Source organism: Brevibacillus antibioticus (assembly GCF_005217615.1).
In the GTDB taxonomy this organism is placed as follows: Bacteria; Bacillota; Bacilli; order Brevibacillales; family Brevibacillaceae; genus Brevibacillus; species Brevibacillus antibioticus.
The window spans coordinates 319355-336601 of record NZ_SZNK01000001.1 but is presented as its reverse complement, the minus strand read 5'-3'; the positions used below and the strand labels follow the sequence as shown (position 1 = coordinate 336601).

At 49.0% G+C, this 17247-nt stretch carries 20 protein-coding genes; 9 read left to right on the top strand and 11 right to left on the bottom strand.

Translation table 11 applies throughout. The annotated features are described in order from the left end of the window. Nucleotides 1-4 precede the first annotated feature (4 nt). Together E8L90_RS01545 and E8L90_RS30560 are read left to right on the top strand one after the other, a co-directional pair. Nucleotides 5-535, top strand: coding sequence for a helix-turn-helix transcriptional regulator (locus tag E8L90_RS01545; RefSeq protein ID WP_137027701.1), 531 nt, complete (start codon nt 5-7; stop codon nt 533-535). Beyond that, nucleotides 420-869, top strand: a complete 450-nt coding sequence (locus E8L90_RS30560) for a WYL domain-containing protein (protein WP_244297475.1) — start codon at nt 420-422, stop codon at nt 867-869. Before E8L90_RS01545 ends, E8L90_RS30560 begins: the two co-directional genes overlap by 116 nt. A gap of 91 nt (nt 870-960) precedes the next feature. On the opposite strand, the gene E8L90_RS01535 is transcribed toward E8L90_RS30560, so the two are convergent. The 4 genes from E8L90_RS01535 to E8L90_RS01520 all read right to left on the bottom strand — a co-directional run bounded on the left by E8L90_RS01535 (nt 961) and on the right by E8L90_RS01520 (nt 5594). Next, nucleotides 961-2043 (bottom strand): glycoside hydrolase family 15 protein, encoded by a 1083-nt coding sequence (locus E8L90_RS01535; RefSeq protein ID WP_137027699.1) that lies wholly within the window; start codon nt 2041-2043, stop codon nt 961-963. Nucleotides 2044-2184: 141 nt separating this feature from the next. Then, a complete protein-coding gene (locus E8L90_RS01530; RefSeq protein ID WP_137027698.1) occupies nt 2185-3009 on the bottom strand; it encodes an inositol monophosphatase family protein in 825 nt (274 codons plus the stop codon). A gap of 285 nt (nt 3010-3294) precedes the next feature. Beyond that, nucleotides 3295-3507: a CstA-like transporter-associated (seleno)protein gene (locus E8L90_RS01525; protein WP_016743075.1), complete on the bottom strand. Its 213-nt coding sequence runs from the start codon at nt 3505-3507 to the stop codon at nt 3295-3297. Next, nucleotides 3504-5594, bottom strand: a complete 2091-nt coding sequence (locus E8L90_RS01520; protein ID WP_137027697.1) for a carbon starvation CstA family protein — start codon at nt 5592-5594, stop codon at nt 3504-3506. The genes E8L90_RS01525 and E8L90_RS01520 overlap by 4 nt, the downstream gene beginning before the upstream one ends. A 256-nt stretch (nt 5595-5850) precedes the next feature. Here E8L90_RS01520 and E8L90_RS01515 point away from each other — a divergent pair, with 256 nt between their 5' ends. Then, nucleotides 5851-6336, top strand: coding sequence for a hypothetical protein (locus E8L90_RS01515; RefSeq protein WP_137027696.1), 486 nt, complete (start codon nt 5851-5853; stop codon nt 6334-6336). A gap of 61 nt (nt 6337-6397) precedes the next feature. Here E8L90_RS01515 and E8L90_RS01510 read toward each other — a convergent pair whose 3' ends face one another. The 5 genes from E8L90_RS01510 to trxA form a co-directional block, all read right to left on the bottom strand. Beyond that, entirely contained in the window at nt 6398-7180 is a 783-nt protein-coding gene (locus tag E8L90_RS01510; RefSeq protein WP_137027695.1) for a LytR/AlgR family response regulator transcription factor, read from the bottom strand. Continuing rightward, a complete protein-coding gene (locus E8L90_RS01505; protein WP_137033226.1) occupies nt 7155-8882 on the bottom strand; it encodes a sensor histidine kinase in 1728 nt (575 codons plus the stop codon). The genes E8L90_RS01510 and E8L90_RS01505 overlap by 26 nt, the downstream gene beginning before the upstream one ends. Nucleotides 8883-9042: 160 nt before the next feature. Then, nucleotides 9043-9870: a GNAT family N-acetyltransferase gene (locus E8L90_RS01500; RefSeq protein WP_137027694.1), complete on the bottom strand. Its 828-nt coding sequence runs from the start codon at nt 9868-9870 to the stop codon at nt 9043-9045. 208 nt (nt 9871-10078) lie between these two features. Beyond that, nucleotides 10079-11170 (bottom strand): 4-hydroxyphenylpyruvate dioxygenase, encoded by a 1092-nt coding sequence (hppD, locus tag E8L90_RS01495; protein ID WP_137027693.1) that lies wholly within the window; start codon nt 11168-11170, stop codon nt 10079-10081. A 225-nt stretch (nt 11171-11395) separates the two neighbouring features. Beyond that, complete coding sequence (trxA, locus tag E8L90_RS01490) at nt 11396-11713, bottom strand: thioredoxin (protein WP_137027692.1); 318 nt, start codon at nt 11711-11713, stop codon at nt 11396-11398. Nucleotides 11714-12002: 289 nt separating this feature from the next. Between trxA and E8L90_RS01485 the strand changes: the two genes are divergently transcribed. Together E8L90_RS01485 and E8L90_RS01480 are read left to right on the top strand one after the other, a co-directional pair. After that, complete coding sequence (locus tag E8L90_RS01485) at nt 12003-12419, top strand: RrF2 family transcriptional regulator (protein ID WP_137027691.1); 417 nt, start codon at nt 12003-12005, stop codon at nt 12417-12419. 90 nt (nt 12420-12509) lie between these two features. Further along, nucleotides 12510-13196 carry a class I SAM-dependent methyltransferase gene (locus E8L90_RS01480; RefSeq protein ID WP_208759410.1) on the top strand — a complete coding sequence of 229 codons (687 nt, stop codon included), beginning with the start codon at nt 12510-12512 and terminating at the stop codon, nt 13194-13196. 140 nt (nt 13197-13336) lie between these two features. Here the strand turns inward: E8L90_RS01480 and E8L90_RS01475 are convergent, their stop codons facing one another. Then, entirely contained in the window at nt 13337-14755 is a 1419-nt protein-coding gene (locus tag E8L90_RS01475) for a hypothetical protein (protein WP_137027689.1), read from the bottom strand. Between the two features lie 564 nt (nt 14756-15319). Here E8L90_RS01475 and E8L90_RS30555 point away from each other — a divergent pair. From E8L90_RS30555 to E8L90_RS30540, 4 genes are read left to right on the top strand one after another with little or no spacing between them, the layout of a single operon-like run. Then, nucleotides 15320-15493 carry a M14 family metallopeptidase gene (locus E8L90_RS30555; protein WP_244297131.1) on the top strand — a complete coding sequence of 58 codons (174 nt, stop codon included), beginning with the start codon at nt 15320-15322 and terminating at the stop codon, nt 15491-15493. Next, complete coding sequence (locus tag E8L90_RS30550; RefSeq protein WP_244297130.1) at nt 15465-15740, top strand: M14 family metallopeptidase; 276 nt, start codon at nt 15465-15467, stop codon at nt 15738-15740. The genes E8L90_RS30555 and E8L90_RS30550 overlap by 29 nt, the downstream gene beginning before the upstream one ends. Then, entirely contained in the window at nt 15737-16066 is a 330-nt protein-coding gene (locus E8L90_RS30545) for a hypothetical protein (RefSeq protein WP_244297129.1), read from the top strand. The genes E8L90_RS30550 and E8L90_RS30545 overlap by 4 nt, the downstream gene beginning before the upstream one ends. A 60-nt stretch (nt 16067-16126) precedes the next feature. Next, nucleotides 16127-16276, top strand: coding sequence for a hypothetical protein (locus tag E8L90_RS30540; protein ID WP_244297128.1), 150 nt, complete (start codon nt 16127-16129; stop codon nt 16274-16276). Nucleotides 16277-16347: 71 nt separating this feature from the next. Here the strand turns inward: E8L90_RS30540 and E8L90_RS01465 are convergent, their stop codons facing one another. After that, nucleotides 16348-17229, bottom strand: a complete 882-nt coding sequence (locus E8L90_RS01465; protein WP_137027688.1) for a methyl-accepting chemotaxis protein — start codon at nt 17227-17229, stop codon at nt 16348-16350. Between the last annotated feature and the right edge of the window lie 18 nt (nt 17230-17247).

Genomic DNA, 17247 nt, shown 5'->3' with positions numbered 1-17247 from the left:
ACATATGAACCGAACAGGTCGTTTGCTAGAGCTGCTTGCGCTTTTCCACACAGGAAAAACCTTTACCGTGGGTGATTTAGCCAATACGTTGTCCGTATCCAAACGAACGATGCTACGCGACTTGCACTTGCTCAACGAGGCTGGTGCGCCCCTGCAAGCTTCCCCCGGTCCTGGCGGTGGCTACAGGCTGATTCGATCCCATCAGCTAGTGCCTCTTGCCCTCACGACTGAGGAAGCCGTTGCTCTGATCTTGTCGTATGAAGCTCTTCTCTCCTACACGGACAAGCCATTTGCAAAAGAAACCTTGTCTGTGATCGCCAAGCTACTCGCGAGTCTTCCAACAGACGCTTTGATTAGAGTAGAGCAGCTACGCAAAAAACTGCGGGTGACGAATCCGAGTGGAAATTACGTACGACTCCCTGAGCAGACGAAGCACCCGCATCATTCAACCCGATTATTTGTACGCCTTCGATGGCTACTGGTACTGCAAATGCTTCTGCTTTCTCAGAGAATGCACGGTCAAGCTGCGCGTTGACCGCATCCAAGCCATGACGATTGTAGATGCTCCTACCGTCCTCCCTGATCCGCATATCTCGCAGTATGAAGAACCAGAGCAGCTCCCCCTGCAAATTCGTTTGACGAGAAAAGGCTGCAAACTTGCCGAAAGCCACCATCAATTCGGCAATCAGATTACACTTCTGGCAGATGGCTCTGGTTTCATTACCGACACCGTCGCTCCCTCCGAAATAGATTGGGTAGCCCGTTTTGTACTCGGTCTGGGAAGCGAAGCGACAGTAGAGGAGCCTGCTGTGCTAATCGACTGGCTGCATAAAGAGCTACATGCCCTGTGTCATTTTTATCCCTGTTGAGCGCCACTCTGTTCGGTCCTGAGATGAGCATAGCAACAAATGCTGTCAATCAATGTCAGCAATAAAAAAGCCAGGAAGACCCTCTTCCTGGCTAGTGCCAAATGCCAAGCTCTGCCGCCAACACGAGAAACATCGCGTGCGACCAAAGGAGCGGCACAGCGGGATGCCCTGCCCTCTCCACCCACAACTCATAATGAGCCGGGGAAAGCAAGTGCTCCTGTACTTGTTCAGGCAGTCCGTTCGCTTGCCGCTGGGACACAATCCACGTAGCTATCTTTTCGGCTTCTTCACGTCTGCCTGTTTTCACGTAATACCAGCCCATCCACGCAGATAACAGCAGCCACTGCCCCCCGCCGTAATACGTATCGGCCGGGTAGCGATGCACGCCGTATCCTGCGCACAGCTCCCCTTCTATAGCCTGCACAGTTCGAATCATAAGCGGATCATCCACGTCGACGATCCCATACGGCAGGGCCAGCCAGAGAAGACTTGCATCGACAGAATGATCTCCAACGGATTTTATCAATTGCCCGTTGGCTGTGCCATGCTCGCGGATGAATTGGCGGATGGTCTCACCTTCTTGAGCGAGTCCGAAAGCTCGGTCGGGCAAATAAGGTTCCATCGCCTTGATCCCGGCATAAATCGCCCCTAGCGTCACCGGGTGAATTCGGTCTCCTCCCTCTTCCCAGCAGTCAAAGTTAGGGAGCTGCCAGCAAGCCAATACATAGTCAATCGTCAGTTCAATAGAAGGCTTCAGCTTGTGGATCAAGTCATGCTCCCCGCTCATCCGCACATGCTCAGCCAGCCCCCACAGCCATGTCCCGTAGCCATCTAGCTGAAAGCTGCCCCATTCGCCTGCTACTTCTTCTCCCTCCGCTGTATAGCGCGTATGCAAAAAGCGGTCGTTCCCCGCATCATTTTTGTCTAATCCTTTTTTTACTGCCGTAATGGCTGCTCTTGCCTTTGTCTCATGCTTTCGGATCACATGATCGCACCACTGGTAAAACCTGCGGGCGCTCTCATGGTTGCCGGTACGGTTCATTGCGTAGGCTGTAAATGTTCCATCACGGAGCCACGCATACTGATAGTGGACAAATGCGGGTGAAGCGAGATACGCCCCTGTACTCGCTTGATGCTGTAGGATCAACTTTACACTTTCCTCGATCAGGGTCACGGTTATCCCCCCTCATTCGGACAAGCCGACTTCGTAACAAATGCTTTTATAGCATATGCAACCGATGTTCAAACGAAAACCCAATCTGCATAGCAAAAGAAAACCCACTGGATGCGCATATCCAGCGGGTTTTAGTGACACTTAATTTTCTGAAGAGACATCTGTATGCTCGGATTTCAAGAAATGCTGTAGCTCCTCATAAAAAGTCGGGTTGCAAGCCATCACGCTGCTTTTTTGGTCGTACGGCAGTGGTGTCCCCGTCATGGTCGTCACCCGGCCACCGGCTTCCTCTACAATAATGCGAGCTGCCCCGAAATCCCACGCATTGAGCTGCATACTGACGTAGCCATCCAGTCTTCCCGCAGCCACATACGCCATCTCTAGAGCGGCGCTCCCTAGCAGGCGCATTCCGCGAACCTTCCCAGCTAGTTTTTTCACGATCAAGTCAATGCCGATCTGCTCAGCACGCTTGTTCCAAAATACGCTCGTGCATAACAAAGCTTGCTCCAGGCTCACTTCTCGATTCACCTGCAAGGAACGATCATTGAGAAAAGCACCTTCCCCTTTTACCGCATAAAATAACTCGTCTCTGGAAGGATCGTAAACCACTCCGACCATTCCCTCTCCCTTATGGTAAACGGCAATGGAAACGGAAAAATTGATTTGCTGATGAACAAAATTAGTCGTCCCATCAATCGGGTCGATGACCCAAAGCGTGTCATACTGCTCGTAATCCTCCGCATGCGCACTCTCTTCTCCAAGAATGCCGTGATCAGGGAAGCGTGCAAGAATCATCTGAATGACGTGATTCTCCACTTCTTTATCTACGGCTGTAACAAGATCAGAGGCTGATGTTTTATACTCGACGGTAAAAGGCTCCTTCATTCGCTTCAGACTCAGCTCACCCGCTGAACGGGCGCATTGCAAAGCGAGCTCCTTGAGAGCCGCCAGTGTTGATGCTTGCACACGTATCGCCACCTAAAACTTGACTTATTTTTTCGCAAAGCACGCCCTTTTCTTCTAAAAAGAGAGGCTTCGACGTTTTATTTGAAAATGATGAGACAGCTCGTGCTAAAAAACGGCCATGCTATATTATTCAGTGTACCATACTTTACCTGCTGTTACACCACACGTTAGCCATGAGGAATGTGCCTGAAATGTCGTTGCGTCACCCAGCGCCCGAATGATTGAAAAAAGGTCTCTCCCTCGTCATTTGCTGACTGGGGAGACACCCTTTTTGACATGATCGATTTAGCAGCAGCGCGTTACGCCGCCTTTTTCAAATCGTTCGGTCAATGCGTACATGTAGTACTCACGCTCTGTCATCGGAAAGATACCCGGTGCCCCATGCGTCTCGTACCAATGAGCGAGATACCGATCATAGTCGGGCATTCCGAAAATGGTTTTAATAACAGAGCTCACTTTGCGCATTGCCTTTCGCATGGCTCTTAGCTTGCGCCTCATGCTACGTGATGTCCTTTCCCGTCGAATACATTTCCTTTGGACTTGACGTACGGAGACTCCTGCAACGGATAGCGCTTGCCGCGGAGAATATTGATCCATACCCGTGCTCCGTCGAGAATAATCCCAATCGTAATGACCATGAAGATCGCACATACCACAGCATCGATCTGGTCGTTGAAGATCATTTTTTGCGCAGCTTCCACCGTTTTTACTCCTTTTGGTAGCGTACCGGCATCCAGTGCCTTTTGGAATGCTTCTGCATGCGAGAGGAACCCGATTTTTGGATCAGGATGGAACAGCTTTTGCCAGCCCGCTGTCAGCGTAGCCGTCGTCAGCCAAGCCATCGGTACGAGTGTGATCCACGAGTAGGCTGCTTTGCCCATTTTGAAAATAATCGTCGTTCCCACTGTAAACGCAATCGCGGCGAGCATCTGGTTGGCGATACCAAAGAGCGGCCACAAGGTGTAAATGCCTCCCAACGGGTCCATGACACCTTGGAGCAGGAAGTATCCCCATCCGATGGTAATGATCCCAGAACCAATCAGATTACCTGGCAGCCAGTTGACTTCCTTCATTTTCGGAATGACGTTGCCGAGCATGTCTTGTACCATAAATCGTCCGACGCGCGTTCCCGCATCGATTGTCGTCAAAATAAAGACCGCCTCAAACAAGATCGCAAAGTGATACCAGAAAGCCATTAATGCCTTACCACCCAATACACCAGAGAAAATCGTCGCCATCCCGATTGCCAGTGACGGTGCTCCGCCCGTTCGGGAAAGGATTGTCTTTTCTTGAATGTCGTTGGCGAGCGCTGTTAAATGGTCAGGGGTTACGGTATAGCCCCAGCCCGTTATCGTGGTCGCAACCTGGACTGCATCCACGCCAATTGCTGCGGCAGGTGAGTTGATCGCAAAATACACACCAGGGGTCAACACGCAAGCTGCAATCATCGCCATAACCGCGACGCCAGACTCCATCAGCATCCCGCCATAACCGATCAGTGGCGCATGCGATTCCTTCGCGATCATCTTCGGAGTCGTTCCGGATGATACGAGTGAATGGAATCCCGATACAGCTCCGCACGCGATGGTAATGAACAAGAAGGGGAACAGATTTCCTGCAAAAACAGGGCCACTTCCATCAATGAACTTCGTTAGTGCTGGCATTTGCAACGGCGGCAGTGTCAGCACGATTCCCACCGCCAATACCGCAATCGTCCCTACTTTCAAAAACGAACTGAGATAATCGCGCGGTGCCAGTAGTAGCCACACAGGCAAAACTGAGGCAATAAAGCCGTACACAATAATCATCCAGGCCAGCTGTACCTTCGAAAACGTGAAGGCTGGTCCCCATGTTGGCGATGCAGCAACGATTTGACCGAGCCAAAGAGAACCGAACAACAGGGCCAACCCGATCAACGAGCCTTCCATTACCTGCCCCGGTCGTATAAACCGCATGTACACTCCCATTAATAGCGCAATGGGTAGCGTCATGAATATCGTGAAGGTAGCCCAAGGCGATTCAGCAAGCGCGTTTACAACCACCATCGCCAAAACAGCAATCAGAATGATCATAATGGCAATAATTCCGACCAAGGCAAGCGCTCCGCCTATTGGACCGATCTCTTCCTTGGCAATCTGACCGAGACTCTTTCCGTTGCGACGCATTGATCCGAACAAAATAATAAAGTCCTGCACCGCTCCACCGATTACGACCCCGACAATAATCCAGATCGTTCCGGGCAAATATCCCATTTGCGCAGCCAACGTAGGACCTACGAGCGGGCCTGCTCCTGCAATCGCAGCGAAATGGTGCCCAAACAACACCCATTTGTTTGTCGGCACGAAGTCTTTGCCATCGTTGTTCACTTCCGCAGGAGTGGCGCGATTGTCGTCGAGCGACATGATTTTACGAGCAATGAATTTGCTGTAAAAACGATAGGCAACAGCATAAGTGCAGAACGCAGCGGTCAATAACCAGAACGAGTTGACTGATTCTCCTTGCCAGAGCGCTATCATCCCGAATCCGACAGCACCCAACGCAGCTATCCCGCCCCAGATTAGGAGGGAAAGAAGCCATTTTTTCATCCGAGTCTCCTCCTTTTATTTATGAAATATTCAGGCAATAAACCTTAGAAAAACGTATCACATCGGACAACTTGCCAACATAAAAAATGGCTGAACCGTACAAAAACAAGCACAAGCTGCACCATCCTCGTTTGAGTGTAAACGTATTCAATTTTGGGTCGTAGAAAGTCTCCGCCCCGAGTCTGATCCAAACTCATCCACAATATGTTAGAATTGTACATGAATTGGTATGGAAATTAAAAAGGAGATTACGCACATGCGAAAAATCGGGGGTTACATCATTATCGGAATCGGAGCGATTTTTGTTCTGGCAACCTACCTGAACATTCCGCTCGCGATAGATTTGCTATGGCCAGCCTTTCTTCTCATTCCAGCAATCGGGTTTCATATTTTCTTCTTTATGAACCCACAGCCAAATCGAGCTGGATTACTCGTTCCGGGCGGGATCTTGCTCGTCTACGCTCCGCTCTTCTTTTTCAGCCAGCTATTTTTCGGCGGTGATATGAGCACTACGTGGCCCTTTTTCCTGATTGGTCCTGCCGTTGGGCTTACCGAGCTGTACATATTCGGCAATCGCAAATCCGCTCTCTTGATCCCTATTGGTATCCTCATCGTCGTTGCCATCGTGTTTTTAATCGCGAATCTGGCGTCCACCCAAGTAGGCGGCATCCTCGGCTTGCTCCTGATCCTATTGGGCGGAATTATGGTGACGCGAAAGAAAGACGATCACTATCCCATGTAAGTAGTCCGAAAACAGACCAATCCTCCCCTCCCAAACGGGACGCAGGATTGGTCTGTTTCCTTTAAAACCCCAATCGTTTCTTCAATTCTTTCACAACATTGCGGCTAACAGGGACCTCTGTTTTGCGGAGATCCTGCATGACTAGATGAATCGAGCCTTTGAACCAAGGGACGAGCTCTGCCGTTTTGGATAAATTGACAATAAAAGCGCGATGTGTCCGAAAAAACTGCTGTCGCGACAACCTGCTCTCCAGCTCCTGCAACGTAAACGTGGTCGCATATTGCTCACCTGCTGTATAGATGCTAGCATACCTTCCTTCCAAGGTGGCATAGACGATTTCGTTTGGATCAATCAGCATAATCTTTCCGTTTTTTTCCACCGGGACACGATGCGGCTGATTATCGACCAGCACATTTTGCAGTAGGGACTGTATCCTTTCCTCCAGCAGCGGTGACGCGTCTAATGCAGGCTCGCTTCTCCTCTTCATTTTTCGTACCCGATTCATCGTCTTTTCCAGACGCATTTCGCTGAACGGCTTGACGATATAATCAACGGCTTCGGCCTCAAATGCTCGAACCGCATGAAATTCATACGCACTTGCAAAGATGATGACAGGTGGATTGACCATGGATTCCAGAAGCTCCTGCCCCACATCGACCCCATCCCTGTCCTGCAAATGGATGTCCAAAAAGACTGCATCCGGTTCTGTCAGAAGCACCGCTTCCAACGCCTCTTCCCCGCTGCTCGCCTCTCCGACTACGGACACTTCCGAAAACTGCTCCAGCAAATACCGCAGCTCTTCTCTGGCAGGCGTCTCATCATCGACGATGAACACTTTGAGCACTGACGTTCACCCCTATCGGTAATTGTATGGTGCATGTTGTTCCGCTCCCGCTTTTGCTCTCGATCACGATTCCATACGGTTCTCCGTAGATCGACTGGAGACGGCTTTTTACATTGGCAAGTCCGATCCCAGATAATTGCCGCCCTGCACTCTTCTCATCTCGAGCTGGCTTGAATGGGTCCACATCCATTCCGACTCCATTATCTGCCACTGTCAGCTCGACGATTTGCTTTTCTTTGCGGCGCGCACGAATCACTACAGTTCCCCCTTCGCGCTTGGGCAACAGCCCGTGCTTGACTGCATTCTCTACCAGGGGCTGCAAAATCAGTCCTGGCACGGTAAACCTCTCTACGCCAGCCTCAATGTCGTACTCTACATGGAGCTTGTCCCCGAACCTCGCACGTTCGATGGCCAAATACGCTTCGATATGCTCCAGCTCACGCGCCAGACTGACATATCCGCCAGAGTCATGCAAATTACGCCGGAAGTACTCCCCCAAATGAATCAACAGTTCACGGGCCTGTTCGGGCCGAAAGCGAATAAACGAAACGATGGTATTGAGAGCATTGAACAAGAAATGCGGATTGATCTGCGCATGCAAGGCCCTGATTTCTGCATCTGCCAACAGGCGGGACTGCTTCTCTAGCTCAGCCAGCTCGAGCTGACTCGAGATCAGGTTCCCCAATCCACGTACGAGTTCCAGGTCCACTGCCGACAGTTTGCGTGAGCGATCCTGATACAGCTTGAGCACGCCCGCCACTTCACGTCTTCGCATCAAGGGTACGAGAATCGCATAGCGCAAGGAACAATTCGTCTCCCTGCACCCGATCTCTTCCTTCGTCTGGGCAATCTTTACTTCTTTAGTCGATAAAACTTCACGGGTCGCCTCGGTCGTTATGCCTTCTCCCACTACGTGATGGGACGAGCCTGCGCCGACATGCGCAAGTACAGAGCGCGTATCAGTAATTGCTACCGCTGCTACACGCGTCGTTCGCAATATTTCCTCCGCTACCTTTTGGGCAGAGTCGTACGTCAGTCCTTGGCGCAAGTAAGACAGTGTTTTGTCCGCTACTTGCAGCGTTCGCTGGGCTTGGAGGGCGCCAATCCGATCCTCTTCCTTTTTAGCCAAATCAATAATGGTGATTAAAATAGCAATTCCGACCGAGTTGACGATAGACATCGGTATACTAATGGCCTGCACCAATGCCAAAGCGTCAGCGTAAGGACGTGCGATGAGCAGAACAATTCCCATTTGCAGCCACTCCGCCAAGAAACCAACAACGAGCGCTGTCGTCCACCCGATTTTTTTGCTGCGGTTACGGCGGAACTGATAGATTAATCCCGCAAACAAGCCCTCGCTTATCGTCGAGATCGCACATGCCAAGTCCGTAAAGCCCCCCAATGAATAGCGATGAATTCCTGCAATCAGTCCTGTCATCAGCCCTACCCAAGGACCAGCAAGCAAGCCAGCCACAACAGTCCCGATCACGCGTGAATTCGCAATCGCATCCTGATACCAGATGCCATTGTATGTACCCAGTATGGAAATAGCGGAAAAAATGACGACCATTAGTGCTTTTTCCCGCCACGTCGCTTGCTGGTTCAATATGCTGCGGAATGCACGTACACGTGTAAACAGCAAGGCCACCACGATCAAAACAGCCGTCCGCTCCGTCAATGGAACCATTAATGCCAGATTCATTCGTTTATCCCTCTCAATCGCTGCCAGTTGGTTCCTGTTCGTTTCCATAACTAATCAAAATATTCACTCTTCACATCGTATTTCCCTTTTGCTTCTCTTCCTTTCCTAATAAAAAAGGTTGCCGAAGTGATTTCGACAACCCATGGATACCCGTATCATTTTAATATTCGAACTCCAGTATTTTACACTTTTCCTTCGCCTCAAATCCTAGCTTTGTTCCCAGACGCACTGACTCCTCATTAGTTTCCAGCGTGGTCCAGTGCGGTGTCAGTCTATGTTCCATGCAATGCTCCAGGTACGCTGCGCAAGCAAGGGTAGCAAAGCCTTTCTTCATATCGGCTTTCTCGTACGTTTCCACGCTAATTTCATGGTCACGCTCATGGACACAGCAGGACAGGCAAGCACTGACAATCGTATTTCCCTGACATACACAGAATCCTAACCCCCACTGCAAAAAATCATCCACCGAATGATAGAATTCCTCTACTACCTCAATCAAAATGTTATCAGGATCGTTTTCGATGACACCTGCATCGATTCTTTTCAAAGTGTATCCTTCTGGCAGAGGGAGGTAGCTGATCTTTCGCGCTTGGAATTGCTCGGGATTGAACTGGTAGTAATACTCCCAATCCGTTTCGATCTCTCGATGCGAGATGGCTTTGGTCACTGCTTTTTCCCACGCCTCATCAGGGACAACTGCCAGAAAATGAGTGCCCCCGCATGATTCGGTCGTATATCTGCGTAATTCTCCTTCGATAAAGGCACCCAGATTCGCTGTGAACGCTTCATTGGCAGCATCCCCTACGAAAATACTGATCACACCGGTTTGATCGACCAAGGCTGTCCGGGGCTGCTCCACATCATCTACGTAAATCGCTCCTCGATTTGTCCCATTAATAATCGCATGGATAGTCAAATTGTTTACGTTCTCAGGTGACAGCAATGTCCTGATTTTTGCATAATCATTTGGTTCCAATCGATGAATCATCACAATTTCGGTCCTTTCTCTTTTTTAGGCTAGCTGAATGCTTGCTGAACTTCCCTCTTAATACTCAATTGCATAACCCTCTTCTTATAACCAATATTTGGTTCCTACTAGTATAGATGAAGAGTCGAATCAATGGTATAAAAAAAGGACCATCCCTTCAGCGTTTTCAGCCTGAGATGGTCTTGTCGTGCTCGTTTCCCTCAATAAATTACAAGTTCCCTCTGCGCTCCTGCTCGCGCTCCAGCGCCTCGAACAGTGCCTTGAAGTTGCCATTCCCGAAGCCGCGTGCTCCTTTGCGCTGGATAATCTCGATAAACAGCGTCGGACGATCTACAATCGGCTTACTGAACAGCTGCAAGAGATAGCCTTCGTCGTCTCTGTCGACCAAGACCCCCAGCTTTCTCAGTGCCTCGATGTCTTCGTCAATTTCCCCTACACGCTCTTTCAAATCTTCGTAGTACGCATCTGGCACCATGAGGAAATCTACACCGTTATCACGCAGCTTCGATACAGTTTCGATGATATCGTTGGTCAAGATGGCAATATGCTGTACGCCTGGCCCTTGGTAGAACTCCAAAAACTCCTGAATCTGCGACTTGCGGCGTCCTTCTGCTGGCTCATTGATCGGGAACTTGATGCGTCCGGTTCCACTTTGCATCACTTTGGACATGAGCGCAGAATACTCCGTCGAAATATCGTCCTCACTGAAATTTTGTACGGCTGTAAAGCCCATGACCTTTTGGTAATATGCCACCCACTCATCCATGACCTCAACGTTACCAACGATGTGGTCGATGCCGATGATACCCGTACTCTCTCCTTTGATTGGAGATTGGTAAGCTTTATAGCCTGGGAAAAATGGTCCGTTGTAATTTTTTCGTTCGATAAAGGAGTGAATGTTTTCACCGTACGTACCGATAATCGCTTTTTTGACCGTCCCGAATTCATCGGTATACTCAGTCGGTTCCATGATCGGAATGGCTCCGCGAGAAACAGCTTCCTGGTAAGCCTGCTCACAATCCTCTACACGTAGGGCAACGTCTTTCACTCCGTCCCCATGTTTTTTCACAAATTCCGCGATCGGGCTGTCAGGCGTAAGCGACCCACTGATCACGAACGTCATATGCTTCTGCTTCAGGACGTAGGAAACCTTTTCCCGAGAACCTGTCTCCAAACCCGCATAAGCTACTGCTTCAAATCCAAACGCATTTGTAAAATAGTGCATCGCTTGCTTGGCGTTCCCTGTATAAAACTCCAGGTAGTCCCAGTCCTGAATCGGGAAAAAATCGGTATTGCTCATTGCCTACCCCTCCGCTTTCCTTTTCAATTATTGACATTATTTTGTGAATTGGGATTATTTTGTCGTTATCTTGAGAATACATTGGAAGCGCTTCCCCTTGCAAGAACACGGAACAACGCAAAAACGCTCAAACGCTTTCATTCATTAAAGTACGCATACGTGTAACAACTGGATACCAAAAAGCCACCGATCAAGTTGACCGATGGCTTTCGCTTCGTTGTCCTATTACCTATGCTTGAAAACAAATTGTTTCAGTTCCGCTAGAGGGGCAGCTCCTACGACTTTGTCGATCAATTCCCCGTTTTTGAGCAAAATGGTCGTTGGCAAACTCATAATGCCATACTGATTGGCAATCTCCGTTTGTTCATCGACATTGACTTTTAGGACTCTCACTTCGCTGCTATGCTCCCTATCGAACGATTCGAGTATCGGCCCAAAAAAGCGGCACGGCCCGCACCAAGGTGCCCAAAAATTGACGAGAGTATAGCCCTCGCTTTTTACATCATGTTGAAACGTAGTATCTGTCGTGTGACAAATGCTCATTTGTACTTTCCTCCCCTTTTTATGTTGAACAGTTACTCAAAACGACCATTACAGACCTCTAATATCCTTAATAGTAACAAAAAATAACTCGCTGTAATTGGATCATTCCAAACAACTCATTCACAGACTTATTGTGTCTATAATATCTTCAAAAGGTTTTTTGTGTCAAGTTGCACCATCCTATAATGGGCATCGAAAGTGCAGGTAACAGCGCGAATGACTCTTCCCCTTGCTCATGCTTCCCATTCACTTTATGATGGATGTATTAAGTCCATGATTGAGGTGTCTTATGAAGTATTCACAGGCAACAGACTATGCCCTCCATGCGATGCTCTATCTGGTAGCAGAAGCCCCTGATAAACCCGTTAGTGTTCAGCTTTTGGCAGAGAAGCTAGGCGTTTCACAAACATACCTATCCAAAATGTTGACCAAACTGGTCAAAGCTGGGTTGATCCACTCGGTCTCTGGCGCAAATGGCGGATACAAGCTCAAGCGCAACCAGGATGATATTTCATTTCTGGATGTTATCCAAGCCATTGAAGGGACAACCTCCTTGTTTGAATGCAGCTTCCACCATGATAGTGCCTGTCTGATTCAACAGGTTGTGGCTGACGCCGAGCAACAAATGATGCATACGCTGAAGAGTAAAAAAATTGCGGACTTGGTCGCGCATATCCCCAAACAACCTCATGACCGTTTGACGTAAAAACAACTTCCCTGAAAAGCTCCGGCCGCCTCGACCGGAGTTTTTCTTCATAACCGTATCGTTCATTCGATGAGAAAGGCGTGAACTATGATGAGTCAATGGATAGAACTAGCCGCCAAGCAATGGGATCAATTTGCAGAAGACTGGCGAAAACGAAGTGAGCACATGTGGGAAAAAGGCAGTCGCAGCACTATCCTCCCCTATTTTATGAAGTATGTTCCTGTCGGATCTGGACCTGTTCTCGATGCAGGCTGTGGTGACGGCTATGCCAGTTGCAAGCTTGCAGAGCACGGCTATCAGGTGGAGGGCATCGACATTGCCGGGGAAATGATCCGCCTCGCTCATGACCGGGTCATTTCCTTCCCGGGCTCTGTTCATTTTCAGACAGGAGACATCAGCGAGCTTCCGTTTGCCAATGATTCATTCTCTGGGGTGCTCTCGATTAACGTAGTGGAATTCACGCCGTCTCCGCTCAAGGCACTCTTGGAGCTTCACCGCGTGCTTGCACCAGGAGGCTTTCTCGTCTTGGGTATCCTCGGTCCTACAGCTGGCCCACGCGCTCATAGCTATCGCAGACTCTATGAAGAGGCAACGATCCAAAATACGATGATGCCCTGGGAAGCCAAGCAGTTAGCGAGCGAAAATGGCTTCACACTGCTGGGCGAAGAGCCGGTATACAAAGAGGGAATTACGCCAGATATCGCGGGCCGAATAAGCGTAGAGCTGCGGGAGGCTGTTAGCTTTTTGACCTTGTTTGCTTTGCGGAAAGTAAAGTAGATCAAATTCAACGAAAGAAAAACCGCTCGATTTCCCGCCTGATCCTCTCAAACTTCGTTAGACCAGCGAGTTTGCAAAATAAAAACCCGTACGAAGGTCACTTTATCATCTGCTCTTCGTACGGGTCACAATTCCATATGTCAACGGTACTGAATATTATTCAACTGCATCCACTTTAATTTACTGTCAATCAACATGGTAAGCGTCATCTCATCCATTCCATGCAATTGACGGTACAAGCGCTGCGTTTCGACCAAGTCATTGTAGGTCAAGTACGGATAGTCCTTCCTGCCGAATGTCCCGTCCGGAAAATAAGCGTAATGCAAATCGCCATTTCCGAGTATCCACTGCGCTCCGAGATTAACGACACCATAGAGCATACTATCCGCTAAATCTTTGTCCTTCTGGTCCCCGAATTGTAGATAGTTTTTGTAGAGAAAATTGATTTCCGCCAACTGATGATTCAAAGAAACATGTGTCTGAATCATTGGATTCATTGCTGTCCCATAGTCCGGAACCAACCAGCCTTGCTGTACGCCAGCAATGACAAAATGGTTCATGGCTACGAAATTGTGAAAGTAAGAAGCATATTTTTTCGCCGATTGGCAAAAGTCCTTTTCTTGATACTGATCACAGCCCCGCAGCATCAAATCAGCTGCTCCTGTGTTGAATCTCGTATCGTAAAAGCCCTCTGGTATCCCGTAATCGGTGCTTAACCACGTGGAGCGCGGCTGCGTCTTCCAGTACCCCTCAGGCTCCTGCTGCTTTAGGCTCGCTTTCAACATCACATAACCCATATCCCGGGCAGCCTTGCTTCCCCCTGTATATAAAAAGGAGCGAAGGACATAATTTTCAGGAATCCGCCAAAAAGAGGACTCCGAAGTCGGCTCGTACGTTGAAGGACTTTGATAGTAATACCCATCGTACAGCCATTTTGCCTTTTCCGTAACGTCCAAGTTAAGCCAGATGCTGTCAAGCATTTTTTCTCCCCAAGGAACGAGCGGATCTCTCGAATCGAGCGCCCACATTTCACTGATAAAGCCTGCTTTCATCGGTAGCTGAAACACAAGCTCGACACCAGAAGACGTCTGTTTTACTTCAACTGGCGACGCCAATCCCGGCTTTTCTTCAATCGTGGCTCTACCCTTGTCCACGTAGACAATCGGCTTACCTAACCAAATATACCTGCCCTCCGTCTCTACAAAACCAGAGGCAAGCGGAAGGGTCTGGACTTGATCAAGCGTGACGATCTTCCAATTCGGTTTCTTCGACTCATCATAGGCTCGATAGCGGAACGTCATGTTCTGACTGTTCCCCTGAATCGGAATAGTAAAAACGTACGGCGTCATATCGCGCTGACCTGTCATTTTATGGGCCCAATACGTGGTACCGTCATGGAGTTGAAATTCTTGTTTTTGGTGAATCGCGCCATTCAGGTGATCAACCTTCTCTGTTTCTGTTGGTTTTTTCCATTCGTTTGCAAAAATATCGCTCAGAAAGAAACTACTTACCGCGATGGCCGTCAACAAAAGGAGCATTCTGCTGATTTTTTTGACCATGTCATCCCCCTGTTCTATTAAAGGAGAACCGAAAGTCCTGCTTTAAAATGAATATTTCGTAGTAATTATTGTTTTTATAATAGTCTGATGGATTAATCGTAGGTGTCGGCTTCTATTTCGCAGGAGGGAATTTATGGACAAGAAAGTACGCTACGTTGTTTCTACAGCACTCGTAATATCTCTGTTCACCAGTCCCTCAATCATCCATGCCACCCAAGCTGAACCACATTCCTCATTACGGAATAGGGCCAACCTATGTACAGCCTGCACAGATTGAGAGCTTGTTTCCAAAGCCAACGATCCAGTTTGGGACACCCCGCTTCCAAGAAGGAAAAGAAGCTTTTACATCCCAGGAAGAAACGATGGCTCACATAAGCAAATTGGCAGCAGGGAACAAGGAAATCCAGTTGCTATCCATCGGGATATCATTGGCTGGCAGTAGGAAAACTTGGCGCCGATCTCCTGGGTAAAGGAAACATTGCGATTGTTCCTCGCATCAACCCGGATGGCTCCTACCAGTTCAAACGCTACATCGCGACAGAGCTGGATGCCAACCGTGACTACATGAAGGTAGAATATCCAGAGGTACAAGCTGTCCACCAAGCCATCGATGCCTATCAACCTGATGTGGTGCTTGACGCCCACGGATACGGCGTCTCTTCCAGCCAGCTTCGCGATGTTGGAGAAAAGGACGCGATCTCTTCCTACGATGTTCTGTCTCCTCAGCGAAAAACCTGAACATCCCCTCCAGCTGCTCTTGGCAGATGTTCAAAAAGTACTCGACAAGGAGCAACTTTCTCATCACGCTTCCTATACGCTGGCAAAAGGCAAGGACGGAAAAGTGACCGCAACAGAAGGCTGCACAGAGACAAGAATCGGTCGCAATGCCTTGGGATTGAAAAACACGTTGACGTTTTTGGTGGAAACACGCGCATCGGTATTGGACGCGCCGATTTTGAACGACGTGTATACAGTCAGGCCTTGACTCACGCTGCTGTCATCCAATCAACAGCGGCCAACGCCAAAGTAATCAAGTCCGCCGTGACCCAGGCACACGCAGAAATCACGGAAAAAGGCAAAAAAGCAAACGACAACAAGGTAAGCTCCACGGATGCCTATCCTGTACTCGAGCGCGAGCGATCCACTGCCTATCTCATGCCTCCTGGCTACCATGACATTGCAGCCAAGCTGGAATTGCTCGGTGTTTCAATAATCAAGCTATCAAAAGAGACAACGATAGCAGTAGAAAGCTACACCATTTTGGAAAACAAGGTGAATACGATTTACGAGAATGGGCATTTCACCAACTAAGTGACTGCAAATGTAACAGAAACAACGAAAACCTTTCCTGCGGGTAGTTACGTGTTCAGCATGGCCCAGCCAAATGCGAGCTTCATTGTATTGGCCCTGGAACCGGAATCCGTGGACAGCTACGTCACGTTTAGCTTCTTGCCCGTTGAAAAGAGCGATGAAGTCCCGGTGTATCGCTATATGCTGGAGCAACCACTACCTACCACATAAAAGAACTAAAGGAAAAAATCCCCTCTCAAGAGTAAGACTCCTAAGAGGGGATTTTTGTTACATGTATGGGCTTACTTTATTTCAAACACTTCTTGGGCAAGCCCTGCCAGCTTTTGCGTATTGCCGCTCACTTCGACCATCGTCGCAGAAATTTCCTCCGTAGCGGCTGCCTGACTCTCCATGGTTTGATTGATCAATTCAATCGAATTTTGCAGGAGGGATATCAAAACCCGGATGGAATCCGTAGTTTGCTTAATTTTGTCTGCATTCGCCCTTGAATCCGTCGCCATATTGCGAACCTCATGCGCGACGACAGCGAACCCACGCCCTGCATCTCCTACTCGCGCAGCCTCAATACTCGCATTCAGTCCCAAAATGTTACTTTGATCAGCGATTTTTTTCACGGCGAGTGTAATTTGCTCGATCTCAGTCGTACTGTGGCTCACATCATTGGCTTGCTCTGAGATCCCCTTCATTTGCTCGTTCAAATTCCCGATCTGCAACGCCATCTCTTGTGTGGTGGCACTGACCTGCTCGACAACACTCGAGAGATTTGCGGCAATTTCATACAGCTCATTGGCTCGCTCCATACTCGAGCCAATGCCGACACCACCGATGACTTTTCCCGTGTGATCATGCAGGGGGATCGCTCGTGCGACGAGAGGAAAACCAAATAATTCCTTGGGGACCATCATCGCCTGCTTGGTGTTTCTTCGAATCGCGTTGGTGATCACATCTCCTTCCTGGAGTGGATCACCGGGCTTTACTTGCAGTGCAAATGTTTGAGCAGGCACATTGCGCAATAGCTTTTCCGTGTCGTAGACCCCAATGGTAATGTCATCGGTGAGCAAATCATTTAAATAGGGGGCAACCTTGATGAAAGCCTCGAGCAGTTCTGCGTTTTGCCCCTTTTCGGAAGCTTCTGTTTCGTTCCATTCTTCGTATCCGTTCATAACCCTCTTCACCTCTAT

What these genes read in the sequence shown, in the direction of transcription:
- E8L90_RS01545 (WP_137027701.1), top strand. Translation starts at nt 5, where the DNA reads ATGAACCGAACAGGTCGTTTGCTAGAGCTGCTTGCGCTTTTCCACACA.
- E8L90_RS01525 (WP_016743075.1), bottom strand. Translation starts at nt 3,507, where the DNA reads ATGAGGCGCAAGCTAAGAGCCATGCGAAAGGCAATGCGCAAAGTGAGC.
- E8L90_RS01520 (WP_137027697.1), bottom strand. Translation starts at nt 5,594, where the DNA reads ATGAAAAAATGGCTTCTTTCCCTCCTAATCTGGGGCGGGATAGCTGCG.
- E8L90_RS01515 (WP_137027696.1), top strand. Translation starts at nt 5,851, where the DNA reads ATGCGAAAAATCGGGGGTTACATCATTATCGGAATCGGAGCGATTTTT.
- E8L90_RS01505 (WP_137033226.1), bottom strand. Translation starts at nt 8,882, where the DNA reads ATGAATCTGGCATTAATGGTTCCATTGACGGAGCGGACGGCTGTTTTG.
- E8L90_RS01500 (WP_137027694.1), bottom strand. Translation starts at nt 9,870, where the DNA reads ATGATTCATCGATTGGAACCAAATGATTATGCAAAAATCAGGACATTG.
- hppD (WP_137027693.1), bottom strand. Translation starts at nt 11,170, where the DNA reads ATGAGCAATACCGATTTTTTCCCGATTCAGGACTGGGACTACCTGGAG.
- trxA (WP_137027692.1), bottom strand. Translation starts at nt 11,713, where the DNA reads ATGAGCATTTGTCACACGACAGATACTACGTTTCAACATGATGTAAAA.
- E8L90_RS01485 (WP_137027691.1), top strand. Translation starts at nt 12,003, where the DNA reads ATGAAGTATTCACAGGCAACAGACTATGCCCTCCATGCGATGCTCTAT.
- E8L90_RS01480 (WP_208759410.1), top strand. Translation starts at nt 12,510, where the DNA reads ATGAGTCAATGGATAGAACTAGCCGCCAAGCAATGGGATCAATTTGCA.
- E8L90_RS01475 (WP_137027689.1), bottom strand. Translation starts at nt 14,755, where the DNA reads ATGGTCAAAAAAATCAGCAGAATGCTCCTTTTGTTGACGGCCATCGCG.
- E8L90_RS30555 (WP_244297131.1), top strand. Translation starts at nt 15,320, where the DNA reads ATGAAGGTAGAATATCCAGAGGTACAAGCTGTCCACCAAGCCATCGAT.
- E8L90_RS30550 (WP_244297130.1), top strand. Translation starts at nt 15,465, where the DNA reads ATGTTCTGTCTCCTCAGCGAAAAACCTGAACATCCCCTCCAGCTGCTC.
- E8L90_RS30540 (WP_244297128.1), top strand. Translation starts at nt 16,127, where the DNA reads ATGGCCCAGCCAAATGCGAGCTTCATTGTATTGGCCCTGGAACCGGAA.
- E8L90_RS01465 (WP_137027688.1), bottom strand. Translation starts at nt 17,229, where the DNA reads ATGAACGGATACGAAGAATGGAACGAAACAGAAGCTTCCGAAAAGGGG.